Consider the following 20278-nt stretch of genomic DNA (forward strand, 5'->3'; position numbering starts at 1 on the left):
GTTCCTATTGGCTGGCCAGGATCCGCCGCAGGTAGAAGCGGAACTTGTACTCGTTGTAGATCCCGAAGGTGTCGAGCGAGACCTCGCCCCCGGCGGCCGAACCGCCGCGGAACTTGTACTCGCCCAAAAGCTGGCCGGTCAGGCCGACGCCGGTCTTGCTGGCCGAGTCGTAGCGCGCCAGGACGGTGCTGTCGGCGGCGGCGTAGGTCTCGATGGCCTGCTGCGCCGCGGGATTGTTCGGGAAGATCGGTGAGCTGTCTTCGCTGTAGTGCTGCACGCCGACGCTGAAGCCGGCCTTGGCGCGCCAGTGCTCGCTCTCCTTGGCGTAGGAGACCGGCAGGGCGACGCTGACGAACTGCTGCGGGCTGAAATAGCCGCCCTGGCCGAAGCTGAAGAAGCGCAGGTTCTTGTCATAGGCCTGCAGGTTGGCGTTCAGGCCGATCTGCAGCACGTCGCTGTCGGTGTTGATGGGGCGGAAATAGGCCCCGGCGTTGATCTCGTAGCCGGTGTTGCTGGCGACGTTGAGACCCTTCAGCTGGCGATAGGCCGCGTCCATATAAGCGCCGGCCGAGCCGAAATTGCCCGAGAGTCCGAGGCTGGCGTTGCGCTTGATCACCCCGCCCCACTCCACGCCCGTCAGCGGGTCGCGGTCGCCGGAATAGGCCAGCACGCTGTCGGTCACCGGACGCTGCTCGACCGTGGCGCGGATCTGGGCGTCGCCCAGGTCGAGCCGGCCGGTCAGGCCGCCGGTGAAGCTCTTGCGCATGAAGCCCAGCGGCGTGACGCCCGCGTCCAGCGAGATCGGACCGGAGTCGTAGAACATCGACATCCCGGCGCCGGCCCGGCTGCGGCTGTCCAAAGCGGGCAGGACGATGGTGTTGCCCGCGACGATCGCCTCCGCCGCGACCAGCGGGTTGGCGCCGATGTTGGCGATCGCCGCCTGGTTGGGCGCGCCGGCGCTGATGACGACCGGATTGATCGCGACGCCCAGCCGGCCGACGCCGAACGGCGAGACCGAGGCGGTGATCCGGGTGTCGGCCTCGAACAGGCGGCTCGTGCCCTCCTCGCCGCTGCGGGCGCGCAGGTTGGCCGTGCCCTCGAACTGCGGCGCGGTCGACTGGCGCAGCGCCGCGATCTCGCGGCCGACCTTGGTCGGGAGCGGCGCGCTGGCGTCCGACGCCGAGCCCGCCACCTGGGTCCGGCCCTTGTCGGGGCGCGGCGGCGCATAGGCCGGGGCGGGGGTCGGCAGCGGCGCCAAGGCGGCGGGCCCGGCCGCCGCATAGGGCGAGGCCGGATAGGCCGGCGACGAATAGCTCGGGGCCGCGGCGTAGCTGGACGCCGCATAGGTCGGCGTCGCCGGCGGCGGGATGGCCGTCGGGTTCGAATTGGCCGGCAGGCTCGCGCCCCCAGCGCTCGCGCCATAGTCGCTCTGCGGCGCGTTGGCCGGAACGGGCGCGAAGCTCTGGACCGGCGCGGCGGCGGGCGCGTAGCCGGCGTAGGCCTGCGGCTGCGAGGGCGGCTGCGGCAGGGCGAAGGCCGGGGTCGAGCCCGAGGACGCCGCCGGCGCGCCATAGGTCGGCGCGTCGGCCGCCTGGGCGATCGCGCGCACGGCGAACGGGTTGGGGCCCAGGGCGCCGGCCGCGGTGGCGGGGGCGCCCGGCTGGGCGCCCGGCCCCCGCGCCAGCAGGGTCTGGGCGCGCTCGAACGCCTTCAGGGCCGCGCGTTCACGGCCCCGCGCCTGCTCCATCTGGCCAAGCTGGTAGTAGAGATCGGCGTTGTTGGGCTGGATGGCGATGGCGCGGCGCAGCAGGCCGTCGGCGCGGTCGTAGTCGCCCGTGCGGACCGCGACCCGGGCCGAGCCGGCCAGCGCGTCGTAGTCGTTCGGATTGATCGACAGCAGGGCCTCGTAGGTCTGGGCGGCCTGCGGGGCCAGGTCGCCGGTGTCGTACAGGCGCGCCAGGGCCGACAGCAGCAGCGGATCGCGCGGCGAGACGGCGAAGCCCTGCGACAGGGTGTCGAACGCCGCGGCGAAGTCGCCGGCAAGGCGCAGGCGGTCGGCGCGGCGGGCGCTGTAGAGCGCCGCCAGGCTGCGGTACTCGCCTTGCGGCTGCTGCTGGGCGGCGGCGTTGAGCAGGCTGATGGCGGCGGGGTCCTGCCCCGTCTGGGCCAGCACGGCCAGGAAGCCGGCCGCCTCGGACGGCTTGAAGCTGGCCGGCGGCTGGCGGGCGGCCTCCAGGGCCAGCGCGGTGGACTGGTAGCTGTCGCCCAGGTCCAGCAGGGTCTCGGCGATGCGGCCGCGCACGCCGAAGCTGGGCGACGTGCGGCTGAGCAGGCCGCGCAGCAGGCTCACGCCGTCGACCGGACGGCCCTGGGCGCCCCAGCGCTTGGCCTGTTCGATCGTGCTGAGCGCATCGACCCGGGCGATCAGGTCCTTGACCGCGCGCGTGCGGCTGGCCTCGGGCACGCGACGCAGCAGGCCCACGGCCTCATCGTTGCGACCGCGCGATTCCGAGTAGAGCGCCGCGGCCTGCAGGCTCTCCGGATCGCTCGACTGGTACAGCGGCGCCATCAGCGACTGGGCCTCGGCCTCCTGGCCTTGCTCGGCCAGGAATCGGGCGTAGTCGTAACGCGACCAGGGGTTGGACGGATTGGCCGACAGCGCCGCCGACAGGGCCGCGCCGGCCCCAAAGGTGTCGCCGCGCCTTTGCAGCTCGTTGGCCCGCGCCCGCTCGATGGCGGCGCGGGTCTGTCCCGCCGTGGGGCCGGTCAGGGTGGCGGCGACCTGGCTGGCCTCGTCATAGCGGGCCTGGTCGGCCAGGGCCTGGGCGAGGCCGGCGCTGGCCTCGGCCCTTTGCGGCGCGGTGGCGAGCGCCGCCCGGAAGGCGTTTTCGGCTTCGGCCGGACGCCCCAGGGCGGCCAGCGACTGGCCCCAGAGCACCTGCGCCTCGATGCGATCGGGGCTCTGGCCCAGCGCCAGGGGACGCGCGTCCTGCTCGGCCTGGGCGTAGCGGCCGCCCTCATAGGCGGCGCGGGCGCGCGACAGGGTCGCGAAGAACTGGGCCGACCGCAGGGCCTCGCCCCAGCGCTGGTCGCCGGAGGCTCCCTTGCTGGCGCGCTTGAGCAGCTCCTCGGCGTCGGCGAAGCGGCCTTGCTGCAGTCGGATGATTCCGAGGCCGCCGGCGGCGTCGAGGTCGTTCGACCGCTCGCGCAGGGCCTGGTTGAACAGGCGCTCGGCGGCGGCGAGGTCCTTGCGCTCGAGCGCCTCGAAACCGGCGGCGCGCGACGCGCCGCTGGGGTCGATGGCCGGCGCCGGCTTAGCGTCGCTCTTGGCCTGCCGCATCTCGGTCGCCGCGGCGTCCGGGTTGCTGGGCACGGAAGCGTCGGCCCGCGCCTTCAGCGCCTTGTCCAGCGCCGCGACGCGCGGGTCGGAGTCGCCGGTCGCCGCGCGCAGCTGCCGGGTCCAGCGATCAGCCGACGCGATGTCGCCGTCCTCGAGGGCGTAGGACGCCAGGCGCTGCAGCACCTGCGGATTATTCGGGCTCTGGGTCAGGGCCCGCTGCAGGGCCTGAAGGCCAAGGTCCTTTCGACCCCGCTTGCGCTGGCTGGCCGCCTGGTTCAGCAGCGCCTGCACGACGCCGCCCTGCGAGGCCTGCGGCGCCGCCGGCGCGACCGCCTGGGGCGCCGGCCCCTTGGAGGTCGGCACCAGCGGCAGCGCCACGGGCTTGTCGGTCGGCAGACGCGGTTGGACCTGAGCGATGGCCGTCGAGGCCAGCAGGCTCGACGCCAACGAGATACAGGCGACTATCTTCATCGCGGGTCCACTTCCGTGTCGGCCAGGCGCTTACGCTCAAGGGCGCCGAGGACGACCCAGAAGCCCGCCCCGATTACCAGGGAGGCGCCGATCACCGCCAGGGCCAGCAGCAACGGATTGCGGCTGCACCACCACATGACCGCCACCCACCAGGGCAGGTGACCGGACCAGAATCCCGGCGCAACCTGGAAGCTATTGAAGCTCTTGTCGGTCGCGATGGCTAGATCGCCCTGCATGGCCGCGTTGGCCTCGGGCTTGGACATCGAATTGACGATCTCAGGCAGGCGCGCCGGGCTCGCCGCCAGCACGGCGACGACGACGCGGGTCTTGTCGAACGGCGAGCGCCAGCTGGACACGCCGGCGAAGTCGCCGACCGTCACCAGGGCCGCCTCGGCCGCGGCGGGATCGCGCTGGTCGACATTGGAGCCGAACCGCGAGAACAGCCGCGCGATCGGCGAGGTCGAGGCCACGCGCAGCTGGCTGCCCTCGACGCGCACGGGCGCGCTCTGGAACAGCTCCGCCGCCTGGGAGGCCAGGGACAGCGGCCCCACCACCAGGATGTCGCGACCGCGCAGGCTGGGCGACTCGCCCGGGCGGGCGATGGTGACGCCCACGGCCGGCGCGCCGGTGGCGTCGCCGATGCGGCCGATCAGGGTGAACAGGGCCTGCAGCGTGTCGGGCTGCGGCTGCTCCGGGATCAGGACCAGGGTCTCCGACAGGTCGGCGACGCGGCTGAACGGGAAGCCGGAGCTGGCGAAGAAGGCCAGATCGGGCATGCGCGAGAAGTGGTGCGCGCCGGTCATGTCCAGCTTCGAGTCGGCGTCGATGCCCACCCGCACACCGACCGGAAGGGTGCCTTCGCAGGCGCCTTTCTTCTTGGCGTGGAGGTCATAATAGAACTGCAGTTGGTTCTGGCCGAACACGTTGTAGCCGGGGATGTCCACCGAGGCCTTGTTCTGGATGGCCGACAGGCCGATCGCGTCGCGAACCTTCTCGGCCGTCTTCTCGGGTTTCAGCGGGATCGAGCGGATGTACTTGTCGTTAGCCAGCACATCGAGCCGCGACATCGAATAGTCGAGCCACGGACCGGCCGGGTAGCGATAGCCGAACGTCAGCTTCGGGCCGGCGCTGGGCCAGAAGAACAGGTCCGGCGCGGTGCGGAACTCCGCGGTCAGCAGACCCGGGCGCAGGCCCGCGCCTTCCAGGTTGGACTGGCCGACAAGGTCGCCCAACCGGACCGGACGGTCGGTGTTGACCCAGCGCGGGGCGTCATAGGGCTTGCGCCGCGCGATCGGCTGCGGCGAGACCTGGGCGCTCTGGCCCGACAGGCTCTTGGGCGCGGAGGCTAGCACGCGCGCCGCGGCCAGGACGTCCTCGTCCGACCCGCCGGAGATCACCAGCAGGGTGGCGTAGGCGTTGCGCGGGTTGCGGACCAGGCTGATCACCGGGCCGGAGGCGTCCGGCGCGGTCCAGCCGCCGATCTGGCTGCCGCCACGGGCCAGCACCACGGCGTTGCCTTCGGGCAGGTCGCCGAACAGGACCGGGAACGAGAAGCCGTGGAAGCTGGCCGTCATGCCGAAATAGGAGGCGGCGGCCGAACCGGCGGCGATCAGTTCGTTCGAGGGCGCGCCGGCGAAGACGAACGGCAGCTTCAGCTGGCGGCCTTCGGTGGCGTCGAAGAACGGCCCCGGCAGGCGGGCCAGCGAGTCGCCGACCGACAGCTGCTGCAGGGTCAGGCTCAGGCGGCTGCGGGTATTGCTGATATTGGCCCACAGCGTCGAGTGCAGCGGGTCCTCGCAGCTGCGCGTGTAGTGGCTGATGAAGCGGAAGCCCAGGCGGTTCTCGTTGGTGAACAGGCCCGGATCGATCGGCAGGGTGACGACCACGCCGCCGGCGCCGTCCGGGGTCAGCGGCACGGTGCCGATGACCTCGTCGTTCAGCAGGACGGTCAGGTGGCTGAGCTCGGCCAACAGCTGCGGCGAATAGGCGAAGTTCAGGGTCAGCTGGGCCTGGGTGACGACCTCGTCCTGGCGCAGGTTGACCGGGATGCCGGCCTCGCCCGCCGAGCCCATCAGCCTGAGCGGACGGCTGACCTTGAGGTCCTCCAGGGTCATCGACAGGGTGCGGACGCCGCCGGAGGGCTTGGCCGCGGGCGCGGCGGCGGGGGCGGTCTCTCCCTTGGCGCGGGCGACCGGCGCGGCGTGGGCCGGGTTCGATCCTAGGGCGCCCAGCCCCAGGGCGACGGCCAGGAGCGCCGCGGCGGCCGAGGTCCCCGCCCGCTTGTAGGCCACCGAGGCCCGCGGCGTGTCGCGATAGCGCCACCAGAACAGGATGGACATCGAGGCGCGCATCAGGTCGGCGAAGGACTGCCAGGCCGACCACGAGACGTGATCATCGATCAGCGGCCAGGCGTCGGCGCGCCCCATCACGACCCGCACCAGCTGTCGCCGGGATTCCAGCGTCATGTCCCTGAACATAAACCTCAGCCCACCCTTCCCGCTTCCCAACATCTCGACCGGGAACCCAAACATCTTTTCGGCCGCGAACACCTCTACGTGGGTCACGGTTCGTCCTTCGATAACGTCGTCGTCCGGCGCCGGAACCGCCATCCCGCCCATCGAGATGTTCAGCGTCTCGGTCGTGATCACGTGGCCATCGTCGAAATAGAGCCGCGCCGGCAGCGCCACGCCCAGGTGCTCGTGCTTGCGGACCTGGCGCGTCTCGCGCCCCACGGCGATGGCCGTGATCAGGATCAGCAGGCTGAAGCTGGACCAGGCGACGTTCAGCAGCACGGTGCCCAGCTGCACGTCGAAATATTGCGGCAGGAACAGCTTGGCGACGCCCGAACCGATGCCGCCGAACAGGAGGCCGGTGGTGATCAGCAGGGGCAGCAGCACCTTGAAGTCGAAATAGCCTTCCTCGAGCAGCCCGCCCTTGTCCGTCACGTTGAACTTGCCCTTCTTCGGATCCAGCAGCGGCAGGATCGTCGGGCCCACCAGGTGGAACGAGATCAGCGACTCGTACACCTCGCCCCAGAAGGCGCGGCGATAGCGGCCCTGGATCCGTTCGTTGACCAGGATCGACAGCAGCAGGTGCGGCAAGGCGTAGGTGACGATGGTCCAGGCCGCGGCGGCGATGATGTTCTGCTGGAAGATCAGATAGGCCAGCGGCGAGGTCAGGAACACGATGCGCGGCAGCGGAAACTGGAAGTGCAGCATCGCATTCAGGTAACAAAGGCGCTGGCCCAGCCCGAGGCCGGGCCCCAGCATCGGATTGTCGATCCGGAAGATCTGGGTCATGCCCCGCGCCCAGCGGGCGCGTTGGCCGATGTGCAGGGCCAGGCGCTCGGTGGCCAGGCCTGCTGACAGGCGCGTGTTCAGATAGGCCGTGTTCCAGCCCTTGCGCTGCAGCTTGAGCGCGGTGTGGGCGTCTTCGGTGACGGTCTCGCCGGCGAAGCCGTTGGTCTCCTGCAGGGCCGAGCGCCGGATCACCGCGCAGGAGCCGCAGAAGAAGGTCGCGTTCCAGAAGTCGTTGCCCTTCTGGACGACGCCGTAGAACAGGTCGCCCTCGCCCGGGATGTCCTTCACGGCGCGGATGTTCCGCTGCACCGGATCGGGCGAGTAGAAGTAGTGCGGCGTCTGCATCAGGGCCAGCTTCGGGTCGGCCTGGAACCAGCCGACGGTCAGCTGCAGGAAGGCGCGCGTGGCCACATGGTCGGCGTCGAAGATGCAGAGCAGCTCGCCGGTGGTCTGCGGGATGGCGTTGTTGAGATTGCCCGCCTTGGCGTGCTTGTTGTCGGTCCGGGTGATGTAGCCGCAGCCGACCTTGCGCGCGAACTCCTCGAACTCCGGCCGGCGGCCGTCGTCGAGGATGTAGACCTTGAAGCGATCGGGCGGATAGTCCTGGTCCATCGCCCCGAACACCGTGTCCTGAACCAGCTCCAGGGTCTCGTTGTAGGTCGGGATGAAGATGTCGACGGTGGGCCAGGTCTCGGGCGGGCCGGTGATCTCGCGGACCTTGCGATTGAGCGGCCAGACGCACTGCACATAGCCCAGCACCAGGATCAGCCAGGCATAGAGCTCGGCCATATAGAGGCCGATCCCCAGGCCGGCGGCCAGGGGATTGTCGAAGTGCAGCGTCTGGGTGGTGCGCCACCACATGTAGCGGGTGGACAGGGCGGTCGAGACCACGACCAGGCCGATGGTCATCCGCCGGCCGTCGCTGAGCTGGCCGATCGCGGCGGCCGCGGCGAAGGAGCCGAGGCCGAAGATCAGCTGGCCGCTGGTGTCCAGCGGCACGATGACCGCCAGCACGATGATCGCCGCCGCCATCGCGAAGATCGCGTAGCGCGCCGGCGCGGACGCCGCGACGCGGCCGAACAGGCCGTCGCCGAGGTCCAGAGCCCCCTTGATGGTCATGGTCAGCGAGACCCCGAGGATGTCAGTCGGTCGAGACGTCCGGCGATCGCGTCGATGTCCATGGCCCCGACGCTGTCGGAGGCCACGGCGACGACGGCCTCGCCCCGCGCGGCCGCCTCGGCCAGCGACTCGTCGTAGTGCACGACGCCGATGAAGCGCTCGGCGGCGTGGGCCGCGATGAACTCGGCGATATCGCGGCTCAGTCGGCGCCGCGGATCGACCTGGTTGAGAACCCCGAAGGTGTTGGGCTGCTCCGACATCGGCCGCAGCATCAGCCCATCGCGATAGGTCGGCACCAGCGCCATCGAGCCGGCGTCGGCCAGCAGCACGATCAGCTTAAGGTCGGCCAGGGCTTCGAGGCGTTCCTGCAGGCGTCCGTCGCCGGGCGTGGTGTCGGCGATCACGATCTCGTCGGGGGACCGCGCGAGGCTGTTCAGCGCCTCGGCCAGGGTCGGCTCGACCAGCACATCCTTCATGCGCAGCCGTTCGGCCGTCGTGGCCTCGCCATACGGCGCGACCCGCACGCCATCCAGACCGTCGACCACGGCGGACGACCAAGGCAATCCCTGGGCGGTGCAGCGCGCGACCCCAAGCTCGCCGTCATGGCCCGGCGCCAGCAGGAAACGCAGCGCGTTCTGGGAGTCGAAATCGATTGCAGTGACGGGCCGGCCTCGCCGGCGCAAAGCCACGGCGAGGTTGGCGACGAGCGTCGTCTTACCCACGCCCCCCTTGGGTGACGACACGACGAGGAGAACCATTAGACCGCCTTCCGCCCGATACGCTCGAAGATTTCCGAGAGGGCCTGGGGACCGTCCTCAGCCGGCTTACCCACGGTGTAGCGGCCGAACGCGCCGGCCTTGGGCGACGCAGCGTCAACCTGCAGGCGCGCGAACAGCGAACCGCTGGCCGGAGCAGGGTTGGGGGCCGCAGCGGGGCTGGGCGCCGGAGCCACGGCCTGCGTCACGGGTTCGGCCGCCGCGCCGGCGGCGACAGCGGTCGTCGCGGGGGCCGTCGCCTGAGCCTCAGGGGCCAGCGATTGGGACTGGGGATCCGCCAGCGCGCTCTGCGCGCGCGCGATCTTTTCCAGGACAGGCCAAGTCTGGTCCGAGGCGCGCGGGGCGTCGAACTGCTTGTAGCTGACGGTGGTCTTCAACTTATCCATCAGGGCGCTTACGTCGCTCACTGGCCACTTCCTTCGTTCCAATCAGTGCAGCGATCACTTGATTAGAGATGAATTCGAAATTTTCGATTTAAACGGAAACTCTCAAACCTGAAAAAGAACCGCGAATTGCTGCTTTCCGTCGCATCGTGGCTAATTAATCGTTGAGACTTGGTAGAGCTCGCAGATTCAAGAATCGGAAGAGCTATCCGCGTTTCAACTCCCAGTTTATCATTATTATTCCTTTATTTACGCCTCGCACGCCGCGAAATAACTTACAAAAACAACCCCATGATTGAGCAGCATGTATGCGCCCCGGATGGAAGCGGGTCAAGTGCGTGAATGCACACGCACCGCTATCGCAACCCGAAACGGGTAGCACAGAGGACACGGAAAACGCGATTACTACCCATGGATGAAATTTGCTTCAGTACCCTCGCAACTTTGACCCGGCTGTACTATCGCCCATCTTTCATCATCTGAGATTGTTCTCCGCGCGATGCAAGATCACCGGTATACGAACTCAGAGCAAACTGCACAGTCAAAGCCCCGCGCTCTATTGTCGCATCCGCACGAATAGTCCGGGCAAGAGGGTCGCGACAAAGACAACGGGCCCGGATGAGGTCATCCGGGCCCGCTGGAAGGAGCGCCGCGCGATCGAGGGTCGAGCGGCCGATGCGTGACGGCGGGCCGCCTCAGATCAGTCCGGTCAGGGCGTCGAAGCCGGAGACCTCGCTCAGCACCACCACGGCGCCGACCTGATGCAGCGCCAGGGTGTCGGCGAAAACATAGAAGTCGTCGCCGACCTGAGCCCCGACATAGAGCAGGGCCGCCTTGGCCGTGAAGGCGGCGTTGGCGGCGACCAGCGCCGCCTCGTAGGAGGTCGCGCCCGGCAACTGCTGGTAGTTGGCGATCGTGGCGGCCGCCAGGCCCGTGAAGTCCAGCGCGTCCTCTTCGTCAAAGTCCAGGATGTGGTCGGGCGCCGAGGGCAGGGAATCCGAAACGCCGAACACGAAGGTGTCGGCGCCGGCGCCGCCGCTCAGTTCGTCCTGGCCGGCCCCGCCCGTCAGGATGTCGTCGCCGGCCCCGCCGGTCAGGGTGTCGTTACCCAGGCCGCCGGCGAGGGTGTCGTCGCCCGTTCCGCCGTCCAGCACGTCATTGCCGCGACCGCCGGTCAGCTTGTCGGCGCCGGAGCCGCCGATCAGCGTGTCGTTACCCGAACCGCCGTCGAGAATATCGTCGCCCGCGCCGCCGTTCAGATGGTCTGCGCCCGAACCGCCCTGCAGGGTGTCGGCGCCCGCGCCGCCGGTGAGGGTGTCGTCGCCGTCGCCGCCGACCAGGACATCGGCGCCGTCGCCGCCGTCCAGCACGTCGTTGTCGCCGGCCCCGTCGAGGATGTCGTCGCCCACGCCGCCCACCAGGTGGTCCGCGGCGTCGCCGCCGGTCAGGATGTCGTCGCCGGCCCCGCCGAACGCCGCGATCGCGTGGGTCGAGGCCGCGACCGTGGGCTCGTAGGCGTCATTGCCCACGCCGCCGATGAACAGGTGCGAGCCGTCGGAGAACTTGATCCGGTCGGCCGAGGCCGCCGCCGGCAGGCCGAAGTTCACGCCCGCCTGCGGGAAGAACACCGACCGCGTTCCTAGCGTCAGCTGATACGAGCCATAGCCGTTCGACTGCGGATAGAACGCGATGTCGACGTCGGTCGCCGATCCGGAGGTGAAGACCAGGGTGTCGTAGCTGAGGATGTTGAAGCGCTGGGCTTCGGCGGCGGTGATCTTGGAGAAGGTGTAGGTCGCCATGGTCATGCCCCCAGAAACTACGGCCAGAAACTACAGAACATCGGTCTTCGTCGATCGATAGAGCGTGACAGCCCTGTCGTCGAGCCCTCGATGACGGGCCATTTCGTCGCGCCTAAAGATTTGCGCGTAATTAACGACACCCCACTTTGGGTACACGTATAGATTACACCGGCAGCATTCTTAGTGAATCCGATCCTAAGATCTTGGCCTCGACCGCCGGCCGGCGTCGACAGGCGCCGTCTTCTGGCCGAGCGCTAAGAGACCATCCCCGCCAGGCGCCCGCGGATCAGGGCCTCGGCCTCGGAGACGATGCGGTCGACCAGCTCGCGCACGGTCGGTACGTCGTGGATCAGGCCCTGGACCATGCCCGCCGTCCAGACACCGTGATCGACGTCGCCGCTCTCCAGCCCTTCTCGGCCCCGCGCGCCCTTCACGAGGTCGGCGACATCCTCAAACTTCGCGCCGCCGGCCCGCTCGATCGCGACGACCTGCTGGCTGATGGCGTTCCTGGCCACGCGCGCCGTGTTGTGCAGGGTGCGGAAGATCAGGTCGGTGGCGCGCTCGTCGTTCTCGACCATCGCTTGCTTGAAGTTCTCGTGGATCGGGGCCTCCCGCGTGGCGCAGAAGCGCGTGCCCATGTTGACGCCGTCGGCGCCCAGGGCCAGGGCCGCGACCAGGCCGCGCGCGTCGCCGAAGCCGCCCGAGGCGATCATCGGGATCTTCACCTTGTCGGCGGCGACCGGGATCAGCACCAGGCCGGGGATGTCGTCCTCGCCCGGATGGCCGGCGCACTCGAAGCCGTCGATCGAGATGGCGTCGACGCCCATCCGCTCGGCCGACAGCGCGTGGCGGACGGCGGTGCACTTGTGGATCACCTTCACGCCGTGGGCCTTGAAGTGATCGACATGCTCCTGCGGCTTGTAGCCGGCGGTCTCGACGATCTTGATCCCGCTCTCGATGATCGCCGCGCGATACTCGGCATAGGGCGGCGGGGTCATGGCCGGCAGGATCGTCAGATTCACCCCGAACGGCTTGTCGGTCATCTCGCGGGTGCGGGCGATCTCCTTCGCCAGCGCCTCTGGAGTCGGCTGGGTCAGGGCGGTCAGGAAGCCCAGCGCGCCGGCGTTGGCCACCGCCCCGACCAGCTCGGCCTTGCCGACCCACTGCATGCCGCCCTGGGCGATCGGATGCTCCACCCCGAACAGCTCGGTGAAGCGGGTCTTGATGGCCATGGCGCGTCCTCTCCCTGTTGTTTGGGAGGGACTATGGGCAAGCGGCCCCTAGGTCAGGCAAGAGGCTCCCGGCGCGCCGGTTTGTCGGCTTAGACGGTTCCCTCCGGCCCGGACACGCTCTAGGGTCCGCGCCGCCGACAAGTTTTGCTCCCGAACGGAGTTGCGATGAAACGCCTTCTGCTCGCCACCGCCCTTCTCGCCGCGCCGATGCTGGTCCACGCGGCCGACGCGCCCAAGATCGACCCCGCCAAACTCTCGGCCCACATCAAGGTCCTCTCGTCCGACGAATTCGAAGGCCGCGGTCCGGCCACCGCGGGCGAGAAGAAGGCCGTCGGCTATATCGTCGATCAGATGAAGGCCATCGGCCTGTCTCCTGCCGGCGACGTGCAAAAGGACGGCAAGCGCGCCTGGACCCAGGACGTCCCGCTGGCCAAGTTCGAGATCGCGGGCCCCGTCAGCGCCAGCGTCACTATCGGCGGCAAGGCGCAAGCCCTGGCTCAGGGCGAGCAGGTCGCGATCCGCGCCGCCATGACCAATGTCGACGCCGTCTCGATCAAGGACGCGCCGCTGGTCTTCGTCGGCTATGGCGTCAGGGCGCCCGAGCGCAACTGGGACGACTTCAAGGGCATGGACCTGAAGGGCAAGATCCTGGTCGTGCTGATCAACGACCCCGACTTCGAGACCGGTTCCGGCGATTTCGGCGGCAAGGCCATGACCTATTACGGCCGCTGGACCTACAAGTTCGAGGAAGCGGCCCGCCAGGGCGCGGCCGGCGTGCTGATCGTCCACGAGACGGCTCCGGCCTCGTACGGCTGGAACACGGTCAAGAACTCCAACACCAACGTGATGTTCGACATCGTCCGCAAGGCGCCGGCCAAGTCGCACCCCTCGATGGAGGCCTGGATCCAGCGCGACGTCGCCGTCGACCTCTTCAAGCAGGCCGGCCTCGACTTCGAGGCCCTGAAGAAGCAGGCCCAGACCCGCGACTTCAAGCCCGTGGTGCTGCCCGGCGCGACCTTCTCGGCCGACTACAAGGTCAAGCACGAGACGATCGTCTCCAAGAACATCGCCGGCCGCATCGTCGGGACCAAGTATCCGGACGAGACCATCATCTACAGCGGCCACTGGGACCACCTGGGCGTCGGCGCCCCCGACGTGCGCGGCGACAAGATCTATAACGGCGCTGTCGACAACGCCGACGGCATCGCCGCCATCCTTGAACTGGCCCGCGCCTTCAAGAGCCAGCCGGCGCCGCAGCGCTCGATCCTGTTCCTGGCCGTGACCGCCGAGGAGAAGGGCCTGCTGGGCTCGGAATACTACGGGGCCAACCCGCTGTTCCCGCTGGCCAAAACGGTCGGCGACATCAATATCGACGCGCTGTCGGCGGCCGGTCCGGCCAAGGACATCACCACCTCGGGCGACGGGAAGGTCGACCTTCAGGACATGCTGGTCGCCAAGGCCAAGGCCCACGGCCGCTACTTCTCGCCCGATCCCGCGCCGCAGGCGGGGCACTTCTACCGCTCGGACCACTTCCCGTTCGCCAAGCGCGGCGTGCCGGCCATCTCGATCGGCTCGGGCACGGACCTCGTGAAGGGCGGCAAGGAAGCCGGCGAGAAGGCCGAGGCCGACTACACCGAGAACCGCTACCACCAGCCGGCCGACGAATGGTCGCCCGACTGGGATCTCTCGGGCCAGGCCGCCGACATCGGCCTCGTCTACGAGATCGGCCGCGACCTCGCCAACAGCCGCGTATGGCCGCAATGGCAGGCCGGCTCGGAGTTCAAGGCCCTGCGCGACGCCACGGCGGCGCAGCGGAAGTAAGGTTCGACCATGGGCGGAGATGGGCGGTCGCCGTCCCCTCCCCCGACCTCCCCGGCGAATGCCGGGGTCCAGATTCAGCCTGAACGGTTGAAGGTGACGCGCCAGCGGCCTCGACCGTTCGGCAAGCGCTCGTGGGTTCGATCTGGGCCCCGGCATTCGCCGGGGAGATCGGACCTTGTGAGGGCTGGAGTATCCAGAGCATCCCATGACCGCCTCCGTCTTCGACCTCTTCAAACTCGGCGTCGGCCCGTCGAGCAGCCACACGATGGGGCCCATGACGGCCGCGGGGCTGTTCGTCGCGCGGCTGCGCGCGGCCGGCCAGTTGGAGCAGGCCGCACGGGTCGAGACGCGGCTCTACGGCTCGCTGGCCCTGACCGGGCGCGGCCACGCCACCGACCGGGCCGTGATCCTGGGGCTGATGGGCTTCGTCCCCGCCGACCTCGATCCCGACGCCGGCGAGGCGGCGCTGCTGGAAGCGCGCGCCACCCAGTCCCTGAAGCTGGGCGGCGAGCGGGACATGGCCTTCGACGAGGCCAAGGACATCGTCTGGCTGGGCCACGAGCGCCTGCCGCAGCATCCGAACGGCCTGACCTTCGCCGCCTACGACCAGGGCGGCGAACAACTGGCCGAACGGACCTACTTCTCGATCGGCGGCGGCTTCGTCCGCGACGAGCGCGAGATGGGCAGCAACGCCCCGCCCGAGGAAGGCCCCGCCGTCCCCTACCCGTTCGAGAGCTCCGCCGACCTGCTGCAGCGCGCCGACGAGGCCGGGCTGACCATCGCCCAGGTGATGGCCGCCAACGAGCAGGCGCGGATGAGCGAGGGCGAGATGAACGCCGGCCTCGACCGCATCTTCGGCGCCATGGAGGCCTGCATCGATCGCGGCATGCGCCAGGACGGCGTCCTGCCCGGCGGCCTGACCGTCAAGCGCCGCGCCCGCCAGATCCACCAGACGATCCAGGGTCGGATGGAGCGCCAGATCAGCGACCCGCTGGCCGCCATGGACTTCGTCAATCTGTGGGCCATGGCGGTCAACGAGGAGAACGCCGCCGGCGGCCGCGTCGTCACCGCCCCGACCAATGGCGCGGCGGGCCTGATCCCGGCCGTGCTGCGGTTCTTCGTCCGCTTCCACAACGGCTCACCCGAACAGGTCCGGACCTTCCTGCTGACGGCGGCGGCGATCGGGGCGCTCTACAAGCGCAACGCCTCGATCAGCGGCGCCGAGGTGGGCTGCCAGGGCGAGGTGGGCGTGGCCTGTTCGATGGCGGCGGCGGGCCTGGCGGCCGCGCTGGGCGGCACCAACGCCCAGATCGAGAACGCCGCCGAGATCGGCATGGAGCACAACCTCGGCCTCACCTGCGACCCGATCGGCGGCCTGGTGCAGATCCCCTGCATCGAGCGCAACGCCATGGGCGCCATCAAGGCCATCGACGCCGCGCGCCTGGCCCTACTCGGCGACGGCCAGCACTCGGTCAGCCTCGACAAGGTCATCGCCACGATGAAACGCACCGGCGAGGACATGAACGAGATCTACAAGGAGACCTCGATGGGGGGTCTGGCGGTGGGCCTGTCGGTGAACCGGGTGGAGTGTTGAGCGACTGATCTCTCCTCCCCATTAGGGGGAGGTGGATCGATGCGAATACGCGTCGAGACGGAGGGGGTCCGCGAAGCGGCGGTGAAGTCGCCGCCTCACAGGGCCCCTCCACCGGCGTTCGCCGGTCCCCCTCCCCCAGAGGGGGAGGAAGGAGAACCCCTTGCTCCGCCAGATCGCGATGCTAGGGTGCGCCACCGGAACATCAAGGGAACATCCGCGCATGGGCAAGATCCGAACCGGCGTCGGCGGCTGGACGTTCGAGCCGTGGCGGGGGACGTTCTATCCCGACGATCTCAAGCAGAAGGACGAGCTGAAATACGCGTCGTCGAAGCTGACCAGCATCGAGATCAACGGCACCTACTATTCGACCTTCAAGCCCAATAGCTGGCAGAAGTGGCGCGACGAGACGCCCGACGACTTCGTATTTTCAGTCAAGGCCAGCCGCTACTGCACCAACCGCAAGGTGCTGTCGGAGAACAACGAGTCCCTCGAGAAATTCCTGTCCCAAGGTCTTGAGGAGCTGGGCCCGAAGCTTGGCCCCATCAACTGGCAGTTCATGGGCACGAAGAAGTTCGATCCGGCGGATTTCGAGGGATTCCTGAAGTTGCTGCCAAAGGAGCTGAAGGGCCTGCGCCTGCGCCACGCGCTCGAAGTCCGCAACCCCACCTTCGCCTGCCAGGAATTCTACGACCTGGCCGCCAAGTACGGCGCGGCCATCGTCTACGCCGTCGACGACGAGGAGCCGACCTGGCCCTGCATCGACCAGCCGACCGCCGATTTCACCTATGCCCGGCTGATGTCGAGCAAGGAGGACGAGCCGACGGGGATGACCTCGGAGGAACTCGATGGAGTGCTGAAGCAGGCGCGCGAATGGGCCAAGCGCGGCGACGTGTTCGCCTATTTCATCGCCGGGGCGAAGGTGAGGAACCCGGCGGCGGCGATGGCGCTGATTGGGAAACTGGGGGCGTAGGGGAGCCCCTCTCCCCAACCCAATCCGTGTCATCCCGGAATCCTCGTAGAGGCTATCCGGGACCCAGGGGGTGCGGGAACGCTGTGCAAGCCGCCCCTGGGTCCCGGCTCTACGCTACGCTTCGGCCGGGATGACACGGGGTTTTGAGGTCACCCCTTCCGCGGGAACCACGGCACGAAGCCGCTGGTCCGCGCCACATACTCCGCATAGCCCGGCTTGGACTTCTTCATCTTGCCCTCGGTGGTCGGCACGCCGCTCCACTTGGTCAGCAGGACGGTGATCAGCACCGGGCCCGGCAGCGCCCAGGCGCCCAGGCCGGTCTCGGCGGCGATCAGGTAGAAGCCCCACCAGACGCAGGCGTCGCCGAAATAGTTCGGGTGGCGGGTGTAGCGCCACAGGCCCTGGTCCATGACCTTGCCGGCGTTGTCCGGATTGGCCTTGAAGGCGGTCAGCTGGGCGTCGCCGATGGTCTCGAACAGGATGCCGACGATCGTCAGCGCCGCGCCGGCATAGGCCAGCGCGCCCAGCGGGCCGGGTCCCTGGCCCAGCTGCACCGGCAGGGCGACGACATAGCCCAGCACCGCCTGCAGGCCGAAGACGATGATCAGCGAGGTGGTGGCGAAGCTCCAGTTCTTGGTCTTTTCGTAGTGGGCGAAGATCGCGACATAGCGGCGGTCCGCGCCGTGCTTGCGCCAGCGCCACAGCAGGTAGAGCCCCAGGCGCGCCGCCCACAGGGTGCAGAGCCCCGTCAGCAGCAGGCCGTGCGGCGTATGCGGTCCCTGCAGCAGTGTGCTCCAGGCCAACAGCGCCATGCTCGGCCCCCACCAGGCGTCGATGAAGCTGACGTCCTTCGTCCGCAGGCTGACGGCCCACAGGGCGAGGAACGCGACCGCCGAAACGGCGGCGTTGACGGCGAGGACGGTGAGGATCGGCATGGGGGGCTCTGGGCGGAGGATGAGGTGGATACGGGCGGCGGTGAGCTTTGGACTTCTCCTCCCCCTCTGGGGGAGGTGGCCCAGAGGGCCGGAGGGGGCAGCGCGGCCGATGCGGAGAAGCCCCCTCCGTCGCTCCGCGACACCTCCCCCAGAGGGGGAGGAGAACGCCGCCGTCCTACGTACCCACGACGAAACTCACCGTCGTCGTGGTCGACCCGCCGATGTTCAGCGTCTGCACCGTCCGGGCCCCCTCGACCTGGTAGTCGCCGGCCTGGCCCGAGGTCTGCTTCCAGGCGTCGAGCAGCATCCGCACCCCGGTCGCGCCGACCGGATGGCCGGTCCCGATCAGGCCACCCGACGGGTTGATCGGCAGCTTGCCGCCCATGGCGATATCCCCCGCCTCGATCGCCTTCCAGCTCTCGCCGGGCGCGGTCAGGCCCAGGTGGTCGATGGCCATGTATTCGGTCGCGGTGAAGCAGTCGTGGGTCTCGACCGCGTCGATCCCGGAGACATCGAGCGCGATCCCGGCCCGGGCGCGGGCGTCCAGGATGGCCCGCCGCACCTGCGGAAAGACGTACTCCCCGTCGCGCGAGGCCTCGACCTTCCGGGCATAGCTCAGCGGCGCCGAGCGGTGCCCCCAGCCCTTGATGCGCGGAATGCTCTCCAGCGCGACGCCGCGCTCGTCGGCATAGGCCTTGGCCCGCGCCTCGGAGGCCAGGAACACCACGGCGGTCCCGTCGGTCACCTGGCCGCAGTCCTGCTTGCGCGTGCGGCCCTCGACCACCGGATTGGCGACGTCGTCGGCGGTGAAGGCGTCGGGCCTGAAGTCCCAGCTCCGCGTCTGGGCGTTGGGATTGCGCCGGCCATTGGCGAAGTTCACCTCGGCGATGCCCATCAGGTGCTCGTACTTCAAGCCGTAGCGCCGGTCGTACTCGTCGGCGAGGTCGGAGAAGGCGCGCGGCCACAGGAAGCGCGCGTCCTGGAACTCGTGGCCGGCCCAAGCCGCGCTGCCCAGGTTCTCGGCCGCCTTCTGGCCCGGGACGTTGCGCATCTGCTCGATGCCGACGACGCAGGCGAGATCATAGCGGCCGGCCTCGATCTCGGCCGCGGCGGCCAGGATGGCGACGCTGCCCGAGGCGCAGGCCGCCTCGTGGCGCGCGGTTGGCAGGCCGTCGAAGGCGGGGTGAACCAGGCCGAACATGCCGCCCAGCAGGCCCTGGCCCGCGAACAGCTCGGCGGCGAAGTTGCCGACGTGGCCGGTCTCGACGTCTTCGGGATCCAGATCGACGGCGGCCAGCCCCTGCCCCACCGCCTCGGCGAAGGCGTCGGCCAGTTCCTTGCCCTCGCGCGCCCAGTTGGCGGCGAAGTCGCTCTGCCAACCGCCCAGCACATAGACCATGCCGGCTCCTCCCAATTTTCTAGTTAGTCCGATTATACAAGCGACCTGTCCGGAGTCCACGCCGTTGACACGCCGCGCCGAAGCGTCCCACCAAGCCTCATGGTCCCGCAGAAGGCCCCCGCCGCGTCGCCGGCAATGGTCCGTCGCAGTTCAGCCGCCCGCGCGCTGAACCTGATCGGCGACCGCTGGACCCTGCTGGTGCTGTACGCGGCCTTCATGGGGGTGAAGCGGTTCGACGGCTTCGCGGCGATGACCGGCGTCGCGCGCTCGCTGCTGACCGACCGGCTCAAGCGCCTGGAAACCGCCGGCCTGCTGACGCGGGTCCAGTACCAGGCGCGGCCTCCGCGCTCCGAATATCGCCTGACCGCCATGGGCCGCGATCTCTACGACTCGGCGCTGATGTTGCTGGGCTGGGAGATGCGCTGGCGGTTCGACCCCGACTGTCCCTCGCACCAGATCGTCCACCAGACCTGCGGCCAGCCGCTGCGCCCGGTGCTGGCTTGCAGGGCCTGCGGCGAGGCCGTGAAGGTCCGTGACGTGACGATCTCGCCCGGCCCCGGCGCGGGGCTGGAGCCCGCTCCGCCCGCTCGCCACTCGCGCCGCGCCAGCCACGACGACGTCGGCGGATCGCCGCTGCACCCGATGCTGGAGCGCGGGATCGAGGTGCTGGGCGACCGCTGGACCGCCCACGTCCTGGCCGCGGCCTTTTATGGCAAGCGCCGGTTCACGGAGTTCCAGGACGAACTGAAGATCGCCAGCAACATCCTGACCGACCGGCTGGGTCGGCTTGTCGAGCGGGGCATGCTGGAGCGCGTCCGCTATCAGGAGCGGCCGGAGCGCTGGGAATACCGCCTGACAAAGGAAGGGCGCGACTTCTTCCCGCTGATCGTGGCGCTGATGGCCTGGGGCGATCAGTGGCTGGCTGGAAGCGAGGGAAGTCCTGAAATCCTGACACACCGGTGTGGGGCGCGGTTGGCGCCGGTGGTGCGGTGCGGGGCGTGCGAGGGCGCGGTCGACCTGGGGAATACGAGGATCAAATCCTCCCCCTAGCGGGGGAGGTGTCGGCGCGCGGCGACGACGGAGGGGGAAGTCCTGCTGACCTTGCCTCTTCCCCCTCCGGCGCTTCGCGCCGCCTCCCCC

The 20278-nt window shown here is 69.2% G+C and carries 11 protein-coding genes and 1 pseudogene; 4 read left to right on the forward strand and 8 right to left on the reverse strand.

Going from position 1 to position 20278, the window contains the following annotated elements:
- Window positions 1-4 precede the first annotated feature (4 nt).
- The 6 genes from DI526_RS00600 to DI526_RS00625 form a co-directional block, all read right to left on the reverse strand.
- Window positions 5-3811, reverse strand: coding sequence for a cellulose synthase subunit BcsC-related outer membrane protein (locus tag DI526_RS00600; RefSeq protein WP_304272775.1), 3807 nt, complete (start codon window positions 3809-3811; stop codon window positions 5-7).
- Entirely contained in the window at window positions 3808-8229 is a 4422-nt protein-coding gene (gene bcsA, locus DI526_RS00605) for a UDP-forming cellulose synthase catalytic subunit (RefSeq protein WP_304272778.1), read from the reverse strand. The genes DI526_RS00600 and bcsA overlap by 4 nt, the downstream gene beginning before the upstream one ends.
- A gap of 2 nt (window positions 8230-8231) precedes the next feature.
- Window positions 8232-8987: a cellulose biosynthesis protein BcsQ gene (bcsQ, locus tag DI526_RS00610; protein WP_304272781.1), complete on the reverse strand. Its 756-nt coding sequence runs from the start codon at window positions 8985-8987 to the stop codon at window positions 8232-8234.
- Window positions 8987-9412 (reverse strand): hypothetical protein, encoded by a 426-nt coding sequence (locus DI526_RS00615; protein WP_304272783.1) that lies wholly within the window; start codon window positions 9410-9412, stop codon window positions 8987-8989. Before DI526_RS00615 ends, bcsQ begins: the two co-directional genes overlap by 1 nt.
- Window positions 9413-10083: 671 nt before the next feature.
- A complete protein-coding gene (locus DI526_RS00620) occupies window positions 10084-11187 on the reverse strand; it encodes a calcium-binding protein (RefSeq protein WP_304272786.1) in 1104 nt (367 codons plus the stop codon).
- Window positions 11188-11441: 254 nt separating this feature from the next.
- Complete coding sequence (locus DI526_RS00625; RefSeq protein ID WP_304272790.1) at window positions 11442-12419, reverse strand: nitronate monooxygenase family protein; 978 nt, start codon at window positions 12417-12419, stop codon at window positions 11442-11444.
- A 165-nt stretch (window positions 12420-12584) separates the two neighbouring features.
- On the opposite strand from DI526_RS00625, the gene DI526_RS00630 reads away from it, so the two are divergent.
- From DI526_RS00630 to DI526_RS00640, 3 genes are all read left to right on the forward strand, one after another.
- Window positions 12585-14240 (forward strand): M28 family metallopeptidase, encoded by a 1656-nt coding sequence (locus DI526_RS00630; protein WP_304272791.1) that lies wholly within the window; start codon window positions 12585-12587, stop codon window positions 14238-14240.
- Between the two features lie 205 nt (window positions 14241-14445).
- A complete protein-coding gene (locus DI526_RS00635; protein ID WP_304272793.1) occupies window positions 14446-15834 on the forward strand; it encodes an L-serine ammonia-lyase in 1389 nt (462 codons plus the stop codon).
- A gap of 220 nt (window positions 15835-16054) precedes the next feature.
- Window positions 16055-16804 (forward strand): DUF72 domain-containing protein, encoded by a 750-nt coding sequence (locus tag DI526_RS00640; RefSeq protein ID WP_304272796.1) that lies wholly within the window; start codon window positions 16055-16057, stop codon window positions 16802-16804.
- 149 nt (window positions 16805-16953) lie between these two features.
- Here DI526_RS00640 and DI526_RS00645 read toward each other — a convergent pair.
- Together DI526_RS00645 and DI526_RS00650 are read right to left on the reverse strand one after the other, a co-directional pair.
- Window positions 16954-17775 (reverse strand): annotated as a pseudogene (locus DI526_RS00645) (DUF1295 domain-containing protein); the annotation flags it as partial.
- Between the two features lie 139 nt (window positions 17776-17914).
- Window positions 17915-19138, reverse strand: coding sequence for an acetyl-CoA acetyltransferase (locus DI526_RS00650; RefSeq protein WP_304272798.1), 1224 nt, complete (start codon window positions 19136-19138; stop codon window positions 17915-17917).
- 99 nt (window positions 19139-19237) lie between these two features.
- Between DI526_RS00650 and DI526_RS00655 the strand changes: the two genes are divergently transcribed.
- Entirely contained in the window at window positions 19238-20188 is a 951-nt protein-coding gene (locus DI526_RS00655) for a helix-turn-helix domain-containing protein (RefSeq protein WP_304272801.1), read from the forward strand.
- Window positions 20189-20278 lie beyond the last annotated feature (90 nt).

The organism is Caulobacter segnis (genome assembly GCF_003243465.1).
In the GTDB taxonomy this organism is placed as follows: Bacteria; Pseudomonadota; Alphaproteobacteria; order Caulobacterales; family Caulobacteraceae; genus Caulobacter; species Caulobacter segnis_A.